Below are 18,994 nucleotides of genomic sequence, written 5' to 3' on the forward strand. Positions count from 1 at the left end.
GAAGGCCGGGAGTCAGCCTGCACTCCCGGCCGGTAAGGCAGCGTTCGATCAGAAGCGATAACTGACTGAAGTACCGAAACCACTCGCACTGTTTTTGTACTTGGAGCTGTAGGCTCCCCGGGTAGCCGAAGCATCGTTGACCCGCACGCTCTCTTCCCACAGATAGGAATAAGCGACATCGACGGTGACATTGTCCACCGGTGTCCAGCCTGCACCGAAACTGATAACCGTCCGGTCACCGGTAGGAATACGAGGGCCACGGTTGGTGTTGTTGGCGGGTGATTGGTCAACCGAAAAGCCCGCACGAAGCACCCACTGATCGTTCAATTGATACGACGCACCAATGGCGTGAGCCCAGGTATCACGCCAGTTCTGCTCCTCGGTAATGGTGCCCAACGCGCCGCTCAAGGCAGGCGGCAGGCCTTTATTCTCGATAGTCAACTCCTTGAAGCGACTCCAGCGTGTCCAGGTACTGCCCACGTACAAGGTCCAGTCATCGTTGAGCTGGTGAGTCACCGACAAGTCCACCGATTCCGGGGTATCCACATCCAAGGAAGCGTCATAGCTGCGCCCGCTAACCCCTAGCAGGCTGAAGGTTCCGCCACTGACCTTGGTCTTGGCATCCAGGTGGTAGCTGACCTTGGAATGATAGGTCAACCCCATGCGGGTTCGGTCTGTAGCCTGCACCAGGATGCCGGCGTTGAAACCGAGGGCTGTATCGTCGCCGGTGCTTTTGAGCTTTCCATCATTACTCCCCGGACTGAAGGCGTTGGGCACCATCCCGCTTATCTCACCGCTGATACGGTTGATCGTGGGACCGAATCCGATCGACACGGTGTCGTTGAAGGCATAACTGATGGTGGGCTGGAACGTAAGCGTCTTGACCTCGCTTTTATTGGCGTAATAACGCCCGGCGAAGTCGCTGCCGTAATCGGTAATCAAGCCAAACGGCACATAAAAGCCAACACCAAACGCCCAGTGCTCATCAATGGGCTTGACGTAGTAACCCATCGGCACGCTAGTCGTTGGCACCATGTCGCCGTCTTCCTCACCACCGAAGGTACTGCGGGTCTGGCTTATGTCAGTCTTGGCGACCAGCGTCGCCACCCCCAGGCTGGCTTGCTCCCTCTTCAAGCGAGACATGCCCGCCGGATTACCGAACACCGTGCTCGCATCTTCAGCGGAGGAAGAACGACCGGCAAACCCCACGCCCATCCCACTGATGCTTTGTTCATTGAGGGCGAAACCACTTGCAAACGTATCGCACGTCGCGAGCACAACAGCGAGACCCAACGGGGTCTTGAGCAACATTTTTTTCATTATTAGGACTCTGAGCGCAGTAGCTGATGAAATGACGCAGTGGGTTTTGTATCAGGTAAAAATCGCCACGGTCTGGCGCGCCCAAAGCACACGCCGACCGCTTTCGTCCCAGATCTCCATATCCTGGAGCGAGTAGCCTTCCTGGGCCTGCTGGCTAAAAGAGTTGATCAGGAACCACTCGCCACCGGCGGCCGGCTGTGGCAGGTCAATCATCCAGGACGCAGAGCTGATGACCGCGGGTTCGGTGAAGCAGGTCATGGCCGCTGGCGGCATGCTGTCAGCCAATGCAATCAAGGCGACGGCCGGGTCCACGCCCCGTGCATCCAGGTGACGTACCCACATCAACAGTTCGGGATTTTCGGCGCCAGACACCGGCAGCGAACCGCCCGCAGGACGCATCTCGAAGTTATAGGCGCAAGCCGGCGCGACCCTGCTGTCCAGCACCAATGTTGCGTACCGGGATGGACCGTCTACCAGCGGGGGCCCCCATGCATCATGGGTAATGCTGCTGACCCGCGGCTGAGCGAACAGCAGGGTCGAGCGCAACGCAAGGTCATCACCCGACAGGCAATCGACCGATACGGACGTCACGGATCGCCCTTGACGCAAAACGCTGACGTCGAATGTCTGGCCCTGCGTGACCGGTCCTATGAACGACACCTGGGCGGACTTGAATGGGGGGAAACCTGCCGGACGCTCGCGCAAAACCGCTTGCAGCGACAGCGCTGCGCTGAGACCGCCAAAAATCGTACGACCCTGCTGCCAGTTGGGCGGAGGAACAAACGGCACCTCCGGATCGAAGAGCTGCAGCACCTGGGCAAAGCTCGCCATGTCGACGTTCCTTCGGCTAAGAGCAGATGCGCCATGTTTATTCATGTGACCATTTGTGTCAATAGTCACATTCCAGATAAATAAATGCCCTTCCTCAGCCAACAAGGACTGCACTGTGAGAGCGTGTGGATGATGCATCGCTTACAACGGCGGAGGACTCATCAACAGCCGAAGCTCAAGGCATGAGGCTACGCAAGATGAGGTTGGAAGTGAGCGCGGGCGCTTCTTCGACGAAGTCGAGGTTGTACTGCAACAGCAACGGATTGACGAAAGGCCGTAGCGCCAGATGTATCGCGTCTACGGTCTCGTCCAGTGGTGTCTTACGCTCGAACTCACCGAGCTCTCGCCCCTCACGCACGATTTGCAACACGAAGCCTTTGATCCGTGCGTCATAGCCCCGCGCGCTGGGCCAGTGCTCCGAGGCAGAGAACGCGGCAATGTCATAGAGCTTGCGGTCATTGAAGAACAGGTCCACGCCGGTCGTCACCAGGGTTTTGACCAAGCGTCGAAAACGCTCCGTCGGTGAGAGGCCGTCTTCGTTGATGGCCTGCTCTACAGCTGCAACGATTTTCCCCAGGCACTGGGTACAGATGGCTTCACCGATCGCCTGCTTGGAGTCGAAGAACTTGTAGATGTAGGCCTTGGAAAACCCGATGGCCTTGGCCAGGTCGGACACCGTGGTCTTGGCGTAGCCGTATTGACTGAAATGCTCGTTGGCCGCCGCGACGATCTGGTCTCGGATCTCGTGATCGGCTGGGCCACGGGTGCTGGGCGTAGGAATGGATGGCTGGTTCATGGGGGGCAGCTTACGCATCCTGAAGAGGGTTGACAACTTGTGACTATACTGCAACTCAGTCACAAACCAACCCTATAAGAAATATATTCGGGACACCGAAGGAACAAAAAACGCACTTCAGATTTACCCCGATGTGCTGGATCTTGGCTCAATTGTGCGCGATGGTAGGCCCGGGCCGCACAAAACACTGCTCCATGACCCGCTCCCCCATTGTTGCCCCTCCTGCTCGCGCTCCAGCATGAAACCAAAGTCTTCATACAGTTGCCGAGCAGCCTCAAGGCCCTGGAACGTCCAGAGCCGCGTTGCGCAAAAACCCCATTCATCACAGAACTTCATGGCTTCAGCCAGCAAGCGTTTGCCTGCGCCTTTACCTCGTGCGCAGTCATCCAGAATAAAAAAGCGCAAAGTGGCTTCGCCGCCCTCTCCTTCACCATCGATAGCAATCGACCCAACAATGCGCTGGTCATCCAACGCCACCCAAACCTCATTGCGTGGGTTGTGCAAACGCCCCATCAGGTTAGCCATATCGGCCGCAACCAGGCTTTCGAATGGCTGGCCAAAGCTGAAGTATCTTGAGTAGTAGTCTGCATGCATTTGCACAATTCGGCCGATGATGCCAGGACGGTAACCGCGAGCGATACCCAGCTCGGCCGCAGACGGCTGCCCCGTATCGAGTCGGAAGGCCTGGAGCGCGGCGGCATAGCTGGCAATGCCCTCACTCACCGTTCGCCATTGTTCGCGAGTTAAGTGAGCCAGGGCCGCACCGACCTGTCTCGTGGCGAATGAATCAATGGCTCGCAGGGTCTTCTTGCCCTGTGCCGAGAGCCGCAGCGTCTTGAAGCGCGCATCCTCCTCATGGGCAACTTCTTCAATTTCACCGGCCTCGACCAGCTTGCGAACCATTCGGCTTACGCTGGATTTTTCCAGGCCAAGCAGCTCAACAAGCTCGACCGCCGTCAGCGCCTGGCGATTCCCGATCTCGACGATGGTATGCACGGACGACGGCGGATAGCCCGTCGCAGCCAGCGTAGCGTGCATGAACCCAAGCTCTCGCACCATGAGACGGGAAGCTGAACGGATTTTTTCAATCAGATCTTGTTGGGACTGGCTCACGGTAAACCCCTCGAACGAAACAAGCATTTAGTTGTAGTGCACAACTAAAAGCAAGTCAATCGAGCCCTTCCTGGCCTAATTCCAGGTATTTGAAACGCATTGACCACTGGCATCAATTCATGAACGTGGCCCGTCCCGTCTCTATCCAAACGGCATCAAATTCCAAGCCTCAAGGTTTTTGTCGACGGGATGATCTATACCTTCAAGAACACGCAATAAAGGCCAGGGCGACAACGTTGACGTGTTCCAATAAAAACACGGTGGCGAACCTGCTTGTGGTTCGAACACCATGGCCTGCCGGACGATGTTTCCAGACGCCGAGCACACGTAGAATGGCGCACCCCTTTTCAATGCCTGAAGTATCGATCATGAGCCCGATCACACGCGTTTTGAATGCCCGTACCAAAGCGCTTCCCAGGCTTTGTCTGTTGTTACCGCTGGTGGTTGCCCATAACGCGTGGGGCGAAGCCCCAACGATTGAATTGCACATCCTGGACGCGCCCCCGCTGACGTTTGTCGACGACCCCAGGGGGCACGGTATCGTTGGCGATGTCGCCGTGGCTGCCATGGCGAAGGCCGGGTACACCGTGAAAATCCATGTGCTCCCCTGGGCCCGGTCACAGAAACACGTCAGCGAAGAACATGACCACTTGATCGCGCCCCTGTCGCGCATACCTGGGCGTGAAGATCGTTTTACCTGGATTGCCATGGTCATGCCCATGGAGCGCGCCTTTTTCAGCCTCGACAAGCGGGTGAACAGCTTCGCCCAAGCGAAAGAAACCTACCGCAAGATCGGCGTCGGCCTGGGCAGTGCACAGGAGGAGATCCTGCGCACCGAAGGGTTCAGGGACGACCAGATCTATCCGCTGGCCATCGGCGACAACCCCGCCCAGATGCTCTTGATGGGACGCATCGATGCCTGGTTCAACGGCGTCCCGGAGAGTCGCTATATCTGGCCGAAGGTGTCCAAGCGCAAACTGCTCATGAGCTCGGTCAAAAGCAGTGCGGATCTCTACCTGGCCTGTTCCAAGCAATGTTCCCCAAAAATGGTTCAGGACTTGCGCGAGGCCGTTGACACCCTTCGCGCGGAGGGCGAACTTAAGCGTATCCATGACGTCTATTTGCCGGACTAGGACGCCATTCAAGGACAGTTCCTGTCATCCAGCGGCCATCAATTAGATTGATAGCAGCCTAACGAAAGCCCCGCACTAGAGGGGCTGTCGATGGCTTATATCATTCCGAATGATAGTTACCTTTGTTTCATTCGATTCGTTCCTCTGCGTCTCGCCACGCATCATCCGCCCATTCTCAATACATTGGCGGATGCTATCCATGGAACATTCACTTTCAAAACTGCGCTTTCCCCTCGCACTGCTGTCGGTGCTGGTGATGAGCGCCTGCGGCAAGACTCCCGACACGGCAGCTTCCATGCCGCCGGCCAAAGTCAGTGTGGCCAAGGTGTTGGAGCAACCCGTCAACGAATGGGATGAATTCACCGGACGCCTCGAAGCACCGGAAACCGTCGAGATTCGCCCGCGGGTTTCCGGACAGATCGATGAAGTGGCCTTCACCGAAGGCGCGCTGGTCAAGAAAGGCGACCTGCTGTTCCAGATCGACCCACGCCCCTTCCAGGCTGAAGTACGTCGTCTTGAAGCCCAACTGGCCCAGGCCCGCGCCACCGCCACCCGCAGCGAAAACGAGGCCCAGCGCGGCGAACGCCTGCGCTTGAGCAACGCCATTTCCGCCGAGCTGGCAGACTCGCGCACCAGCGCCGCCCAGGAAGCCCGCGCCGCCGCTGCGGCCATCCAGGCGCAATTGGACCTGGCCAAGCTGAACCTGAGTTTCACCCGCGTCACCTCGCCCATCAGCGGTCGCGTCAGCCGGGCGGACATCACCGCCGGCAACCTGGTGACCGCCGACGTCACGGCGCTGACCAGCGTAGTGTCCACCGACAAGGTCTACGCCTACTTCGACGCCGACGAGCGCGTCTTCCTCAAATACACCCAACTCGCCCGCCAGGGTCAGCGCGGCCAAGCCACGCCGGTCTACATGGGCCTGTCCAACGAGGACGGCAACCCGCACCAGGGCCAGATGAACTTCGTCGACAACCAGGTCAACCCGCAGACCGGCACCATCCGCGGTCGCGCTGTGTTCGACAACAAAGACGGCACCTACACCCCAGGCCTGTATGCCCGACTGAAGCTGGTGGGCAGCGGCACTTATTCCGCCGTGCTGATCAACGACGAAGCCGTGGGCACCGACCTGGGCAAGAAGTTCGTGCTGGTGATGGACGCCGAGAACAAGCCTGCGTATCGCGCCGTCGAGCTGGGGCCGAAGATCGAAGGCCTGCGCATCGTGCGCAACGGCTTGAGCAAGGACGACACTATCATCGTCAAGGGGCTGCAACGGGCTCGTCCAGGTTCGCCGGTGACGCCTGAAATCATTCCGATGGCCAGCGACGAAACCCTCGCCGCCCTGGCACAACAACGTAAAGCGCTCGAAGCCAGCAACCTGCCCCAAGTCGCGCCGTCCAAGGCTGCGTCTGGATCGGCAGGCAAACTGGCCGCTGCGACCCCACGCGGTTAAGGGACTGAATCCAAGATGAAATTTTCCCAGTTCTTCATTTCGCGGCCGATCTTCGCAGCGGTGCTTTCGCTGTTGATCCTGATCGCCGGCGCCATCTCGCTGTTCCAGCTACCGATCAGCGAATACCCGGAAGTCGTGCCACCGACTGTGGTCGTGCGCGCCAACTTCCCCGGCGCCAACCCCAAGGTCATCGGCGAAACCGTGGCCGCTCCACTGGAGCAAGCCATCACCGGCGTCGAGAACATGCTGTACATGTCCTCGCAGTCCACCGCTGACGGCAAGATCACCCTGACCATCACCTTTGCCCTGGGTACCGACCTGGACAACGCCCAGGTGCAGGTGCAGAACCGCGTCACCCGGACCGAGCCCAAGCTGCCGGAAGAAGTGACCCGGATCGGCATCACGGTGGACAAGGCATCGCCCGACCTGACCATGGTCGTGCACTTGACCTCACCGGACCAACGCTACGACATGCTTTACCTGTCCAACTACGCCCTGCTCAACATCAAGGATGAGCTGGCGCGCCTGGGCGGCGTGGGGGATGTGCAGTTGTTCGGCATGGGCGATTATTCCCTGCGGGTCTGGCTGGATCCGAACAAGACCGCTTCGCGCAACCTGACCGCCACCGATGTGGTCACGGCCATCCGTGAACAGAACCGTCAGGTGGCTGCCGGTGCCCTGGGTGCGCCGCCAGCGCCGAATGCCCAGGCGTTCCAGCTGTCGATCAACACCCAGGGCCGCCTGGTGAATGAGGAAGAGTTCGAGAACATCATCATTCGCTCCGGTGCCGACGGCGAGATCACTCGCCTGAAGGACATCGCCCGGGTCGAGCTGGGTTCCAGCCAATATGCCCTGCGCTCGTTGCTCGACAACCAGCCAGCGGTGGCGATCCCGATCTTCCAGCGCCCAGGCTCCAACGCCATCCAGATCTCCAACGACGTTCGCGCCAAGATGGACGAACTGAAGAAAGGCTTCCCGGCAGGGATGGACTACAGCATTGTCTATGACCCGACGATCTTCGTCCGTGGCTCCATCGAAGCGGTGGTCCACACCCTGTTCGAAGCACTGATTCTCGTGGTGCTGGTGGTGATCCTGTTCCTGCAAACCTGGCGCGCCTCGATCATTCCGTTGGTGGCTGTGCCGGTATCGCTGATCGGTACGTTTGCCGTGATGCACCTGTTCGGTTTCTCACTGAACGCCCTTTCGCTATTCGGCCTGGTACTGGCCATCGGTATCGTGGTGGACGACGCCATCGTGGTGGTGGAGAACGTCGAGCGTAACATCGGCCTGGGACTCACCCCGGTGGAAGCCACTAAACGGGCCATGGGCGAGGTGACCGGCCCGATCATCGCCACGGCCCTGGTGCTGTGCGCGGTGTTTATTCCGGCGGCGTTCATCAGTGGCTTGACCGGGCAGTTCTATAAGCAGTTCGCCCTGACCATCGCCATTTCCACGGTGATCTCGGCGATCAACTCCCTGACCCTGTCGCCCGCCCTGGCCGCCGTGTTGCTCAAGAGCCACGATGCGCCCAAGGACCGTTTCTCGCGGTTTCTGGACAAGGTGTTCGGTGGCTGGCTGTTCCGTCCATTCAACCGCTTCTTCGACCGCGCCAGCCACGGCTATGTAGGCACCGTCGGCCGCGTGATCCGCAGCAGCGGCATCGCCCTGTTGCTCTACGCAGGCTTGATGGTGCTGACCTTCTTCGGGTTCTCCAACACCCCGACCGGTTTCGTGCCCGGCCAGGACAAGCAATACCTGGTGGCCTTCGCCCAACTGCCGGATGCCGCGAGCCTGGACCGCACCGAAGACGTGATCAAGCGCATGTCCGACCTGGCCCTCAAGCAACCGGGCGTGCAAAGCGCGGTGGCCTTCCCCGGCCTGTCGATCAACGGCTTCACCAACAGCCCGAACGCCGGCATCGTGTTCGTGACCCTCAAGCCTTTCGATGAGCGCAAGGACCCGAGCATGTCGGCCGGCGCCATCGCCGGAGCCTTGAACGGCAAGTACTCGGAAATCCAGGAAGCCTACATGGCGATCTTCCCACCGCCGCCGGTACAGGGCCTGGGCACCATCGGTGGTTTCCGCCTGCAAATCGAAGACCGGGGCAACCTGGGCTACGACGAGCTGTACAAAGAAACCATGAACATCATCACCAAGAGCCGCAGCGTGCCGGAACTGGCCGGGTTGTTCACCAGCTACACCGTGAATGTGCCCCAGGTCGATGCCGCCATCGACCGTGAAAAAGCCAAGACCCATGGCGTGGCCGTCAGCGACATCTTCGACACCCTGCAGATCTACCTGGGTTCGCTGTATGCCAACGACTTCAACCGCTTTGGCCGCACCTATCAGGTCAACGTCCAGGCCGAGCAACAGTTCCGCCTCGAGTCGGACCAGATCGGCCAGCTCAAGGTGCGCAACAACCGTGGCGAGATGATCCCGCTGGCGACCTTCATCAAGGTCAGCAACACCTCGGGGCCAGACCGTGTGATGCACTACAACGGCTTCATCACCGCTGAAATCAACGGTGCCGCCGCGCCGGGCTACAGCTCGGGCCAGGCGGAAAAAGCCATCGAGAAACTGCTCAAGGAAGAACTGCCCAACGGCATGACCTACGAGTGGACCGACCTGACGTACCAGCAGATTCTTTCGGGCAACACTGCGCTGTTCGTGTTCCCGCTCTGCGTACTGCTGGCGTTCCTGGTGCTCGCGGCACAGTACGAAAGCTGGAGCCTGCCGCTGGCGGTGATCCTGATCGTACCGATGACCCTGTTGTCGGCCATTACCGGGGTGATTCTCTCCGGTGGCGACAACAACATCTTTACCCAGATCGGCTTGATCGTACTGGTGGGACTTGCCTGCAAGAACGCGATTCTGATCGTTGAGTTCGCCAAGGATAAACAGCTTGAGGGCATGAACCCGCTGGCTGCGGTGCTGGAAGCCTGCCGCTTGCGTCTGCGGCCGATCCTGATGACCTCCTTCGCCTTCATCATGGGCGTGGTGCCCCTGGTGTTCTCCAGCGGTGCCGGTGCCGAAATGCGCCATGCCATGGGTGTGGCGGTGTTCTCCGGGATGCTCGGCGTGACCTTCTTCGGCCTGCTGCTCACCCCAGTGTTCTATGTACTGATCCGCAACTTCGTCGAGCGCAGCGAGGCCCGCAAGGCGGCCCGGGCTTTGAAACTGGAGGCGCAACAATGAGTTTGAAAGCGTTCGTGCCGAGCTTGCTGGTCCTGGCGTTAAGCGCCTGCGCCGTAGGCCCGGACTACAAGGCACCGCAAACGGAGGCGGCGAATATCACCACCGCCACCGACGGCGCCACCGGCCAGAAAAATTTCGACCGGGCCCGTTTCGAAGGCATCTGGTGGCAGCAATTCGAAGACCCGACCCTCAATGCGTTGGTGACCCGATCCCTGGAAGGCAACCGCGAGTTGCGCGTGGCCTTCGCTCGTCTGCGGGCCGCCCGGGCGATTCGCGATGACGCCAGCAATGATGTCATGCCCACTATCACCAGCCGCGCCAGCAGTGACTTGGGCAAAGGCCAGATTCCAGGGCAGACCACCGACCGGGTCAATACCGAGCGCTACGACCTGGGCCTGGACATGGCCTGGGAACTGGATCTGTTCGGGCGTATCCGGCGCAACCTGGAAGCCACCGATGCCGATCAGCAGGCCGTCGAAGCTGACCTCTATCAGTTGCAGGTGACAATGATCGCCGAGCTGGTGGATGCCTATGGTCAACTGCGCGGCGCGCAACTGCGGGAAAAAATCGCCCTGGCGAACCTGAAGAACCAGCAGGACTCGCGCAAGATCACCGAAAGCCTGCGCGATGCCGGCGTCGGCGATCAGCTCGACGTGGTTCGCGCCGATGCACGCCTGGCCTCAGTGGAAGCCAGCGTGCCGCAGTTGCAGGCCGAACAGGTGCGCCAACGCAATCGCATCGCCACACTGCTGGGTGAGCGCCCGGACAAACTGGACGTGGACTTGAGCCCCAAACAGCTGCCAGCCATCGCCAAGGCCCTGCCCATCGGCGATCCGGGTGAACTGCTGCAACGGCGCCCGGACATTCTCAGTGCCGAACGCCAATTGGCTGCGGCCACGGCGCGCATCGGTGTGGCCAAGGCCGACCTGTTCCCACGGGTCAGCCTCAGCGGTTTCCTCGGCTTCACGGCTGGACGCGGTTCGCAGATCGGCTCTTCGGCGGCCAACGCCTGGGCGCTGGGTCCGAGCATTACCTGGGCCGCCTTCGACCTGGGCAGCGTGCGGGCTCGCCTGCGCGGTGCCGGCGCCGAGGCGGATGGCGCCCTGGCGACCTACGAACAGCAAGTGCTGCTGGCCCTGGAAGAGTCGGAAAACGCCTTCAGTGATTACGGCAAGCGCCAACAACGCCTGATTTCACTGATCCGCCAGAGCGAATCGAGCCGTGCCGCCGCTGACCTGGCTGAGATTCGCTACCGCGAAGGCACCGTGGATTTCCTCGTGTTGCTCGACGCCCAGCGTGAACGCCTGGCAGCCGAAGACACCCAGGCCCAGGCCGAAGTGGATCTGTATCGCGGCATCGTCTCGATCTACAAAGCCTTGGGCGGCGGCTGGAAACCGGAAACCGTCGCCAGCAACTGACCCGCCCTGCTCAACCGAGCTCCTTTGGTTGGCCGCAACCAGCCAAAATTTTGCCCCGCTTCTCATTTGGAAGCGGGGCTTTTTTTTGTTCAGCCTATCCAGGGCTCGATGTGCCCTCTCTCAAGCCGCGCCCTGCCCCTGCTGCAAATGGCTGGAGCGAAAATCCTTGGGCGAGAGCTCGAACTGCTTTTTGAACGAACGGCTGAAGTGGGCCGAATCGGTGAAGCCCCACTTGTAGGCGATCGAGGTAATGGACTCTTCCCGCAGGAACGGATTGGTCAGGTCGTCGGCGCTGCGCTTGAGCCGCGCCCGCTGGATGTAGCGGCAGACGCTGTCATCCTGCTCTTCGAACAAACGGTACAGGTGCCGCACCGAAATGTTCAGGCGATTGGCCAGGCCCACCGGGCTCAGGCCGGGCTGGGTCAGGGATTCATCGATGACTTTCTGCACATAGCTGCGTAACTGACTGCCTTGCAACGCCGTGCCATCGTCACGGGCATCGGTGTCCTGTTCCAGGGCCGAGCCCAACAGCGAAACGAAGGCACTCTGCAAAGCCTCGCCCTCTCCCGCCGCACCTTCGCCGTCCGGGGTGTCCTTGCACAGTTGATCCATCAACACATGCAGCATCCGCCCGCAGGCCTTGCTCGAGGATATCTTGCCAAAGGTCTTGGTTTCCCCGCCCAGTTGCCTGGACACGTCACGGCGAGACAGAGACAGGACGGCGTGCTCAATCAACCCGAACGGGGTGATTTCAAGAGAGCCCACCGAATCCATCAACAACAGCTCCCCGGGGGCCAGTTGAATGCTCAGGCCGTTCTGGGTGATCCGGGAAAAGCCGCTGCGCTGGCTGACCAGGAGGCAATCCTGGTCGTCGTCGTGATCCGGATTGGGCGAGTGTCGCTTGATGGCACCGGCATTGGTGCGCAGGCTGGCTAGGGCAAGACCGCCGCGGGAGAAGTTGGACACCTGGCCGATAAACAGCGCGCGATTAAAGGCCAGTTCCGTATCGAAGTGACCGCAAGTGGCGCGCAGATCCCGGTTCCAGGTCTCCAGCCCATCTTGCCCAACCTGTTGCATGCTCATGGGTCTCTCCACAATGGCTTATTGTTTTTGTTGGGCAATAGTTAACATGTTATCTATATGCACGCAACAAGTACCTGATCGCCAAAGCAGTAGCAGGATCGATGCCAGAGCAGCGTCAAAAAATCAAAAGCTTGCTAATACCCGCTGCAAACCGCTCAAGGCCGCCAGCAAGGCACTGCGCTGCTCGCGGCCCAGAGGAATGTAACGACGAAAGGCCGGCATGCGGTTCACCACTTCACTGCCCCCCATGTGCTCCAGGCGCACACACCACTGTCGCCCTTGCAGATCGATGCGCAGGCGCTTGAAGTCCAGCGGCATGAGGGCTTGATACAGCACCGAATCGGTCTCTATCGCCGCCTTCAGGCGGGTCGACAGCTCAGCGTCCCCCTCCCGCTGCCGACAACGTATGCCATTGCGCCGCACAGCCCCGCTGTGGTGCACCTCCAAACGTGCCGTGCCCTCTCTCGACGCAGGCACCCGCAGCACGAACTCGGTCATCACCAGGTGCATCAGCAACTGCGATTCGGTGCGTTCGACAATCTCCAGTTGCAGGCTGCCATCGTCGGTGACGACAGTCGCCGTCGCCGGTCCCGACATCTCGAATCGCGCCAGCCCGAGGTTGCGCCGCAAAAGCTCCAGGGTCACCCCAGGCCGATAACCGGCCGGGGCACGCTGGGTACTGAACAGTTCAGACAGTTTTTGCAGCACGGTCGACAAACTCGCTGGCAAGTTGTCCTGGCTCATGGGAAAACTCCTTGGCCAGCACGTCTTCCACCGACGCCGGCTTGAATGGATTGACCTTCTGCACCACCAGGGTCCAGAACAAGGCATATACCGCAGTGCCACCGAGCATTACTGCGAAAGGAATGTAGATGTCCGCCGGGTTCATGCCGGGCGGGGTGATGAACCACATGCCTATGACGATGCCAACGCTGGACAGGATCTGTGGCAACGGGAAAAACGGCGAGCGATAGGCCCGGGGCAGATCCGGACGACGAATCCGCAGGCTCACCACCGACACGGTCACCAGCAGGTAGGCAAAACTCCAGGCGCACACCGCCGCCAGCACCAGGTGCATGATGTTGTCGGTGTTGCCCCCCAGCCACAGCGCATGCAGGCAAGGAATGAGCATCGCCACCAGGATGCACAGCAGCGGCGTCTTGAAGCGCGGGTGCAGGTAGGTGAACACCTTGGGCAATGCGCCGTCCACCGCCATGCCGTACAGAATCCGCGGCACGCCAGCCATCAGGGTATTGATGGTCGCCGCCCCGGCAAACAGAAAGCCGATCCCCAGCCACATCGGACCGACATCTCCCATGACTTGCTCGGCGAAGCGCGGAATCGCCATGGGCGTGTCCAGCAAATGCACGCCGCTGGTGGCATCCAACAGCACGTTTTCCACCTGGCGCTTCATCGCCGCGCCGTAGATGAACATGCAGGTGGCGACGCTGAACAGACCCAGCATCATGGCCCGGGGCATCGTCCTGGCCGAACGGCGCAGGTCCGGTGCCAGCGGCGTGACGAATTCACAACCAACGAACATGAACATCGCCATGCCCACCAGCGACAACACGGTGACCAGGTCGGTGCCGACCACGGACGCCCCGAACCAGCCCTCCAGCTCCACCGCCGGTGCCGCAATCAATCCCAGCACGCCGAACACCATCAGGGTCGTCCACATGCCGAAGGTCAGGATGATCTCGGCCCGGCCAAAGGCGCTGACGCCGAACCCGTTGAGCACGCCAAATACCACCACGAACCCCACGCCCAGTAACCAGGAACCGCCCGCCGATTCGGCCAAGGTATTGAGGTGCTCGAAATTCACCAAGGCCATGACCCCGGCCAGGATGGTCTCGGCGGTGCCGGCAAAGACGTGGACAATCAAGTAAGCCGACAACGTGCCGGTGATGGCGAAGAAACGGCCCATGCCACAGTTGATGTAGTCATAGACCGAGCCCGTGGTGGGCAGGATCGACGCGGCCTCGGCGAACGTGGTCGCCTGGGCCAGCATCATCACCACGGCGATCAGCATCGCCACGGCAAAGGCACTGCCGCCAATGCCAAAACCCATGGTGGCGGTGAGGATCACCGGGCTCGCCATGATCAGGCCAATGGTGCTGGCCAACGCGGTGGGGAAGCCCACCGTACCTCGGTTCAAGTGCTCGGTGAGCCGGTCATTGATCGACATCGTGCTGATCCTCGAAAGCGGATTTTTAGTATGGATGCCACAGCCGTTCAGGAGCTGGTGTTCAAACCCTCCCCAGCCAGTCCCTGATCGAAACGGCGTCGCGTGCAGGATTACTGTGCGCCGCACTCGCCCTGGGCGTCTTGCCCATGTCTGCCGCCGGTTTTGTTGCTGCCTGCCAGCCTTCGTGTCCTGGCGGGCTGGATCAATTCCATGGCAGGCAGGTGAAAGACTTCCCCTGGTGCTGCTCCCCTTAATGCGCGCTCTGCTGTCCTATCACACGGGGAAATCACCATGGAGCACACACGCCATACACCGTTGCTACGCAACGCCATCGGCCTGGGCATCGCCCTGCTGGTCGCCGATTCGTCGGCCCAGGCTTATGAGCTTTACGCCGACGAAGACACCACCGTCACGGGTAACTTCCTCGCGGTCTACGGGATGTTCAACAGCCGCAAGAACTATGACGGCACCACCGGCGGTTCGAGCTGGCGCGAAGGTTTCATCAAGTATGGCCTGAGTATCGACCAGACACTCGCCGGCCTGGGCAGTGTTTACGGGACGGCCAACCTGGTCAGCTCCGGGACCTGGGGCGAAGGCGATGCGGCGGGCCTGAGCGATGGCTCCGAACGCACCACAAAGTTCGACGAAGCCTTCGCCGGCTGGCGCTCGGGAGATCTGTTCCCGGTATTGGGCAAGGACGGCGTTGATCTGTCCTACGGCCGCCAGGTGATCACCCTCGGCGATGGCTTCATCATCAACGACGACGGCCTGAACCTGGGCAAAGGCGTCGCCGATGGCGAGTTCAATCGCGGTGGGGCTTACTACCTGGCCGCCCGCCATGCCTTCGACAAGACCGCCGTGCTGCGCCTTGGCGGCAAGGAAGGTACCCACGGCAGCCTGATGTGGATCAAGTCGGACAACCGTGCCCAGGCCAACACCGAAATGGCCGCCGGCACCCTGGAATACACCGCCGCGCCTGGCACCCTGGGGTTGACTTACATCCATGGCATCGACGTCGATGAGCACTACGCCAGCGACTTCCAGAAGCAGCGTGAAGGCATGAACATCTATAGCCTGCGCGGCGCCGGGAACGCGGGCATCGAAAACGCCCACTTCGCCTTCGAATATGCCTGGCAAGACAAAGATGCCGGCCCGGAGAAAGCCTGGTACACCGAAGCCGGCTACACCTTCGCCGACTTGCCCTGGACACCGGACCTGACCTATCGCTACAGCCGTTATTCGAAAAACTGGGACTCGATGTTCAACGGTGTCAGTCGTGGCTACGGCACCTGGTTCCAGGGCGAAGTGACCGGCAACTATTCCGGACCGTTCAACAGCAATACCGTGATCCAGCACGTAGGGCTGAAACTCAAACCAGCGGAAACAGTGACCATCGGCGCGCTGTTCTTCGACTACAAGACCCTGCACACGCGCGAAGCATTGAATCTCGATGGACGCGAAATGGACCTGTACGTGGAGTGGGCGGTGAACGAGCACCTGATCGTCACGCCGCTGCTGGGCCTGTACAAACCGGAAAAAGATGACAGCAACGGTGGTAACCAGGTGGGCGGCAATGGCACCAACGTCTACAGCCAACTGGTGGTGGCGGTGCCGTTCTAAGGATGACGGGAGCTGCCCCGACGGCAGCTCCCGCGCGGTTTATTGCTTGTGCTGATGCAACATGGTCTGGATCTGATGCGTCGCCTGGCGGGTACTTTCCGCCAACTTGCGCACTTCGTCGGCGACCACGGAGAATCCGCGCCCGACCTCGCCGGCCCTGGCCGCTTCAATCGCCGCATTCAGTGCCAACAGATTGGTCTGGTCGGCGATGCCCTTGATCACCCCCACCACCGTGGCAATCTGGGCGTAGGTCACTTGGTTCTGCGCGAGCATGCGCTGGTGGGTGGACTGGGCCGAACGTTCGTCGCCAATATCGCGCACCGCGCCGATGACACGAACCAGGCGACCTTGAGCATCTCGGACTGCACGACCACGTTCGCGACACCAGATGTAATCCCGCGTCTTGTGACGCATCCGGTATTCGAAGACGTATTCGCCGCTGCCTTGGGCGGCCAGGATTTCCCGGTCGAAAATCGCCATGATCTTCGGTAGGTCGTCCGGGTGGGTAATGCCGACTTGCGCATCCCAACCGTCAGGCAATTCGTCTGCCCCGTAGCCCAGCAAAGCGCGAAACTGGCTGGAAAAACGCATGCCGCTGGCTGGGTGCTGGAGGTCACCGTTGACCACCGTGATGTCCCAGCAGCCTTCGGTCAGGGTCGATTGCAGCAGCTCCCAGATCTGCGCTTCCTGGCGTTGTTGCTGCAACTGTTGGCTATGTTCGCTCAGCCGGATTTCAAGCGCCTGCTCGCGCACCTGGGCATGTTCCAGTTGCTGGCGAACGGCCTCCAGCGCCTGCTCACTCTGCTGCCATCGAAGCGTTTGCTCACTCAGCCGTTCTTCGGCCTGGTGAAGCTGCTCGCTGGCACGGCTCATCTGCCGGGCATGCTGCTCCAGACACAGCCGCAGTGGCGGATAAGCCTCCAGCATGGGCGCGTCGTCGGTCGCACCGGCCAGCACCCCCTGAACTTGCTCGATCAAAGCCTGCTTCTGTTTGTTGGTCTGGAGAAACATCGTCCGCCCCTTTGCCCATCAAGTCGAAACGCTGATCTGACCGCAAACCGGCCACGCTGGCTTGCACCTGGCTGCAATGGCTTTTGCCCCTGGCTGCCAGCCCCAGCCTTGGCAGTCACAGACATACCGTGCGGCAGGCACAGTCAAGCGATCTCACGTCCCGGGGCTTAACCTCGGGCTTTCCCTTGTCCGCGATCAGGAAACCCTCATGAGCGATATTGCCCTGCTGCCTCAGGTCGAAGCCTTTCTCAGCCGACACCACGCGCTGTTCATCGATGGCGGCTATCTCGAAAGCCAAAGCGGCCAGACCCTGGACGTCGTCAACCCCGCCACCGGCCAGGTTATCGCCCAGGTCAGCGACGCTTCTTCCAGTGATGTCGATGCAGCGGTGGAGTCGGCCCGGCGCGGCTTCAAGCAATGGTCCCAAGCGGCGCCGGCGGTCCGGGGGCATGTGTTGCTCAAGTTGGCGGACCTGTTGGAGCAGAACCGCGAAGAGCTGGCGCAGATCGAAACCTGCCAGTCGGGGAAAATCATTCATATCTCCCGCGCCTTTGAGGTCGACCAAGCCGCGCACTTCCTGCGTTATTACGCCGGTTGGGCCACTAAGATCGGCGGCGAGACGATCACCCCGTCGCTGCCCTCCTTCGCCGGTGAACGCTACACCGCGTTCACCTTGCGCGAACCGGTCGGGGTGGTGGTTGGCATTGTGCCGTGGAATTTTTCCACCATGATCGCCATCTGGAAACTCGCGTCAGCACTGGTGACCGGCTGCAGCATCATCATCAAACCCAGCGAGTTCACCCCACTGACCCTCCTGCGCATCGCTGAACTGGCCATGGAGGCCGGGCTGCCGGCGGGCGCCCTGAACGTGGTGACCGGTGGCGGCCAGGTGGGCAAAGGCTTGATCGAGCACCCGGGCACCAACAAGGTGTCGTTCACCGGCTCGGTGGCTACCGGTATTGCCGTCGGCCAGGGTGCCATGGGCGCCGGCTTGACCCGTGCCACCTTGGAGCTTGGCGGCAAGAACGCCGCGGGGTTCCTGCGGGATGTGGATCCGGACGTGGCGGTCAACGGCATTATCGAAGCTGGTTTCCTGCACTCGGGGCAAATCTGCGCGGCAGCCGAGCGGTTCTTTGTCCATCGCTCGCAACTTGAACCGATCGTGGACAAACTGGCCCAGCGCCTGGCCAAGCTCCACATCGGCTCGCCGCTGGACGAACGCACAGAATTCGGCCCGGTCACCCACCGCCAGCATCAACAGAAACTCGAGGAATTCTTCGCCAAGGCCCGGGCGCAAAACAACACCATCGTCCATGGCGGCAAACTGATCGAGGGCCCGGGCTGTTACGTCGAACCGACCATCATCCTTGCCAACCGCCGCGACGACACCCTGCTCAACGAAGAAACCTTCGGCCCGATTGCCACGTTCTTGCCTTACGACACGGAGGACGAGTTGCTGGATCTGATGAACGACACCCCGTACGGCCTGAGCGCCAGCCTTTGGACCAACGACCTGGGCAAAGCCCTGCGCATGGTGCCCGCCATCGAAGCTGGCACCGTCTGGGTGAACATGCACACCCTGCTCGATCCGGCCGTGCCCTTTGGCGGCAGCAAGTCTTCAGGGATAGGCCGGGAATTTGGCAGCGCGTTTATCGACGACTACACCGAACTGAAATCGGTGATGATTCGTTACTGACGCCGCCTTCGCGAGCAGGCTCGCGCCCAAAATGGATTCGCGGGTGCTCATGAATTCAGCATTCGCCACAGCCTTTTTTGTGGGAGCGAGCTTGCTCGCGATAGCGGTGGATCAGCTTGCGATGCGTTTGAACGCAA

General features: G+C 60.6%; 13 protein-coding genes and 1 pseudogene. 6 read left to right on the forward strand and 8 right to left on the reverse strand.

The window, feature by feature from the left end; genetic code table 11:
* Positions 1 to 48: 48 nt before the first annotated feature.
* The 4 genes and pseudogenes from CD58_RS14705 to CD58_RS14720 all read right to left on the reverse strand — a co-directional run bounded on the left by CD58_RS14705 (position 49) and on the right by CD58_RS14720 (position 4,006).
* Complete coding sequence (locus CD58_RS14705) at positions 49 to 1,320, reverse strand: OmpP1/FadL family transporter (RefSeq protein ID WP_025213760.1); 1,272 nt, start codon at positions 1,318 to 1,320, stop codon at positions 49 to 51.
* Positions 1,321 to 1,371: 51 nt separating this feature from the next.
* Positions 1,372 to 2,151 (reverse strand): thioesterase family protein, encoded by a 780-nt coding sequence (locus tag CD58_RS14710; RefSeq protein WP_025213761.1) that lies wholly within the window; start codon positions 2,149 to 2,151, stop codon positions 1,372 to 1,374.
* Between the two features lie 175 nt (positions 2,152 to 2,326).
* A complete protein-coding gene (locus tag CD58_RS14715; protein WP_025213762.1) occupies positions 2,327 to 2,947 on the reverse strand; it encodes a TetR/AcrR family transcriptional regulator in 621 nt (206 codons plus the stop codon).
* A 148-nt stretch (positions 2,948 to 3,095) separates the two neighbouring features.
* A pseudogene (locus CD58_RS14720) lies at positions 3,096 to 4,006 on the reverse strand (GNAT family N-acetyltransferase).
* 422 nt (positions 4,007 to 4,428) lie between these two features.
* Here CD58_RS14720 and CD58_RS14725 point away from each other — a divergent pair.
* From CD58_RS14725 to CD58_RS14740, 4 genes are all read left to right on the forward strand, one after another.
* Positions 4,429 to 5,193: a substrate-binding periplasmic protein gene (locus CD58_RS14725; RefSeq protein ID WP_025213763.1), complete on the forward strand. Its 765-nt coding sequence runs from the start codon at positions 4,429 to 4,431 to the stop codon at positions 5,191 to 5,193.
* 199 nt (positions 5,194 to 5,392) lie between these two features.
* Entirely contained in the window at positions 5,393 to 6,646 is a 1,254-nt protein-coding gene (gene mexE / locus CD58_RS14730; RefSeq protein WP_025213764.1) for a multidrug efflux RND transporter periplasmic adaptor subunit MexE, read from the forward strand.
* A gap of 15 nt (positions 6,647 to 6,661) precedes the next feature.
* On the forward strand, positions 6,662 to 9,841 hold the full coding sequence (locus CD58_RS14735) for an efflux RND transporter permease subunit (protein ID WP_025213765.1): 3,180 nt from the start codon (positions 6,662 to 6,664) through the stop codon (positions 9,839 to 9,841).
* Positions 9,838 to 11,259 carry an efflux transporter outer membrane subunit gene (locus CD58_RS14740; RefSeq protein WP_025213766.1) on the forward strand — a complete coding sequence of 474 codons (1,422 nt, stop codon included), beginning with the start codon at positions 9,838 to 9,840 and terminating at the stop codon, positions 11,257 to 11,259. Before CD58_RS14735 ends, CD58_RS14740 begins: the two co-directional genes overlap by 4 nt.
* A 120-nt stretch (positions 11,260 to 11,379) precedes the next feature.
* Here the strand turns inward: CD58_RS14740 and feaR are convergent, their stop codons facing one another.
* The 3 genes from feaR to CD58_RS14755 all read right to left on the reverse strand — a co-directional run bounded on the left by feaR (position 11,380) and on the right by CD58_RS14755 (position 14,530).
* Positions 11,380 to 12,342, reverse strand: a complete 963-nt coding sequence (gene feaR, locus CD58_RS14745) for a transcriptional regulator FeaR (RefSeq protein WP_025213767.1) — start codon at positions 12,340 to 12,342, stop codon at positions 11,380 to 11,382.
* Between the two features lie 123 nt (positions 12,343 to 12,465).
* Entirely contained in the window at positions 12,466 to 13,086 is a 621-nt protein-coding gene (locus CD58_RS14750; protein ID WP_049866953.1) for a DUF3156 family protein, read from the reverse strand.
* Positions 13,031 to 14,530 (reverse strand): APC family permease, encoded by a 1,500-nt coding sequence (locus CD58_RS14755; protein ID WP_025213769.1) that lies wholly within the window; start codon positions 14,528 to 14,530, stop codon positions 13,031 to 13,033. Before CD58_RS14755 ends, CD58_RS14750 begins: the two co-directional genes overlap by 56 nt.
* A 291-nt stretch (positions 14,531 to 14,821) precedes the next feature.
* On the opposite strand from CD58_RS14755, the gene CD58_RS14760 reads away from it, so the two are divergent.
* A complete protein-coding gene (locus tag CD58_RS14760) occupies positions 14,822 to 16,150 on the forward strand; it encodes a hypothetical protein (protein WP_025213770.1) in 1,329 nt (442 codons plus the stop codon).
* A 39-nt stretch (positions 16,151 to 16,189) separates the two neighbouring features.
* Here CD58_RS14760 and CD58_RS31665 read toward each other — a convergent pair whose 3' ends face one another.
* Positions 16,190 to 17,161, reverse strand: a complete 972-nt coding sequence (locus CD58_RS31665) for a methyl-accepting chemotaxis protein (RefSeq protein ID WP_025213771.1) — start codon at positions 17,159 to 17,161, stop codon at positions 16,190 to 16,192.
* 208 nt (positions 17,162 to 17,369) lie between these two features.
* Here CD58_RS31665 and CD58_RS14770 point away from each other — a divergent pair, with 208 nt between their 5' ends.
* Positions 17,370 to 18,857: an aldehyde dehydrogenase family protein gene (locus tag CD58_RS14770; RefSeq protein WP_025213772.1), complete on the forward strand. Its 1,488-nt coding sequence runs from the start codon at positions 17,370 to 17,372 to the stop codon at positions 18,855 to 18,857.
* Positions 18,858 to 18,994: the final 137 nt, after the last annotated feature.

It is taken from the genome of Pseudomonas brassicacearum, from assembly GCF_000585995.1.
Classification (GTDB): Bacteria; Pseudomonadota; Gammaproteobacteria; order Pseudomonadales; family Pseudomonadaceae; genus Aquipseudomonas; species Aquipseudomonas brassicacearum_A.

Bases quoted from the DNA above. Each gene is read 5' to 3' on its own strand.
- CD58_RS14705 (WP_025213760.1), bottom strand. From the start codon at position 1,320: ATGAAAAAAATGTTGCTCAAGACCCCGTTGGGTCTCGCTGTTGTGCTC.
- CD58_RS14710 (WP_025213761.1), bottom strand. From the start codon at position 2,151: ATGGCGAGCTTTGCCCAGGTGCTGCAGCTCTTCGATCCGGAGGTGCCG.
- CD58_RS14715 (WP_025213762.1), bottom strand. From the start codon at position 2,947: ATGAACCAGCCATCCATTCCTACGCCCAGCACCCGTGGCCCAGCCGAT.
- CD58_RS14725 (WP_025213763.1), top strand. From the start codon at position 4,429: ATGAGCCCGATCACACGCGTTTTGAATGCCCGTACCAAAGCGCTTCCC.
- mexE (WP_025213764.1), top strand. From the start codon at position 5,393: ATGGAACATTCACTTTCAAAACTGCGCTTTCCCCTCGCACTGCTGTCG.
- CD58_RS14735 (WP_025213765.1), top strand. From the start codon at position 6,662: ATGAAATTTTCCCAGTTCTTCATTTCGCGGCCGATCTTCGCAGCGGTG.
- CD58_RS14740 (WP_025213766.1), top strand. From the start codon at position 9,838: ATGAGTTTGAAAGCGTTCGTGCCGAGCTTGCTGGTCCTGGCGTTAAGC.
- feaR (WP_025213767.1), bottom strand. From the start codon at position 12,342: ATGAGCATGCAACAGGTTGGGCAAGATGGGCTGGAGACCTGGAACCGG.
- CD58_RS14750 (WP_049866953.1), bottom strand. From the start codon at position 13,086: ATGAGCCAGGACAACTTGCCAGCGAGTTTGTCGACCGTGCTGCAAAAA.
- CD58_RS14755 (WP_025213769.1), bottom strand. From the start codon at position 14,530: ATGTCGATCAATGACCGGCTCACCGAGCACTTGAACCGAGGTACGGTG.
- CD58_RS14760 (WP_025213770.1), top strand. From the start codon at position 14,822: ATGGAGCACACACGCCATACACCGTTGCTACGCAACGCCATCGGCCTG.
- CD58_RS31665 (WP_025213771.1), bottom strand. From the start codon at position 17,161: ATGTTTCTCCAGACCAACAAACAGAAGCAGGCTTTGATCGAGCAAGTT.
- CD58_RS14770 (WP_025213772.1), top strand. From the start codon at position 17,370: ATGAGCGATATTGCCCTGCTGCCTCAGGTCGAAGCCTTTCTCAGCCGA.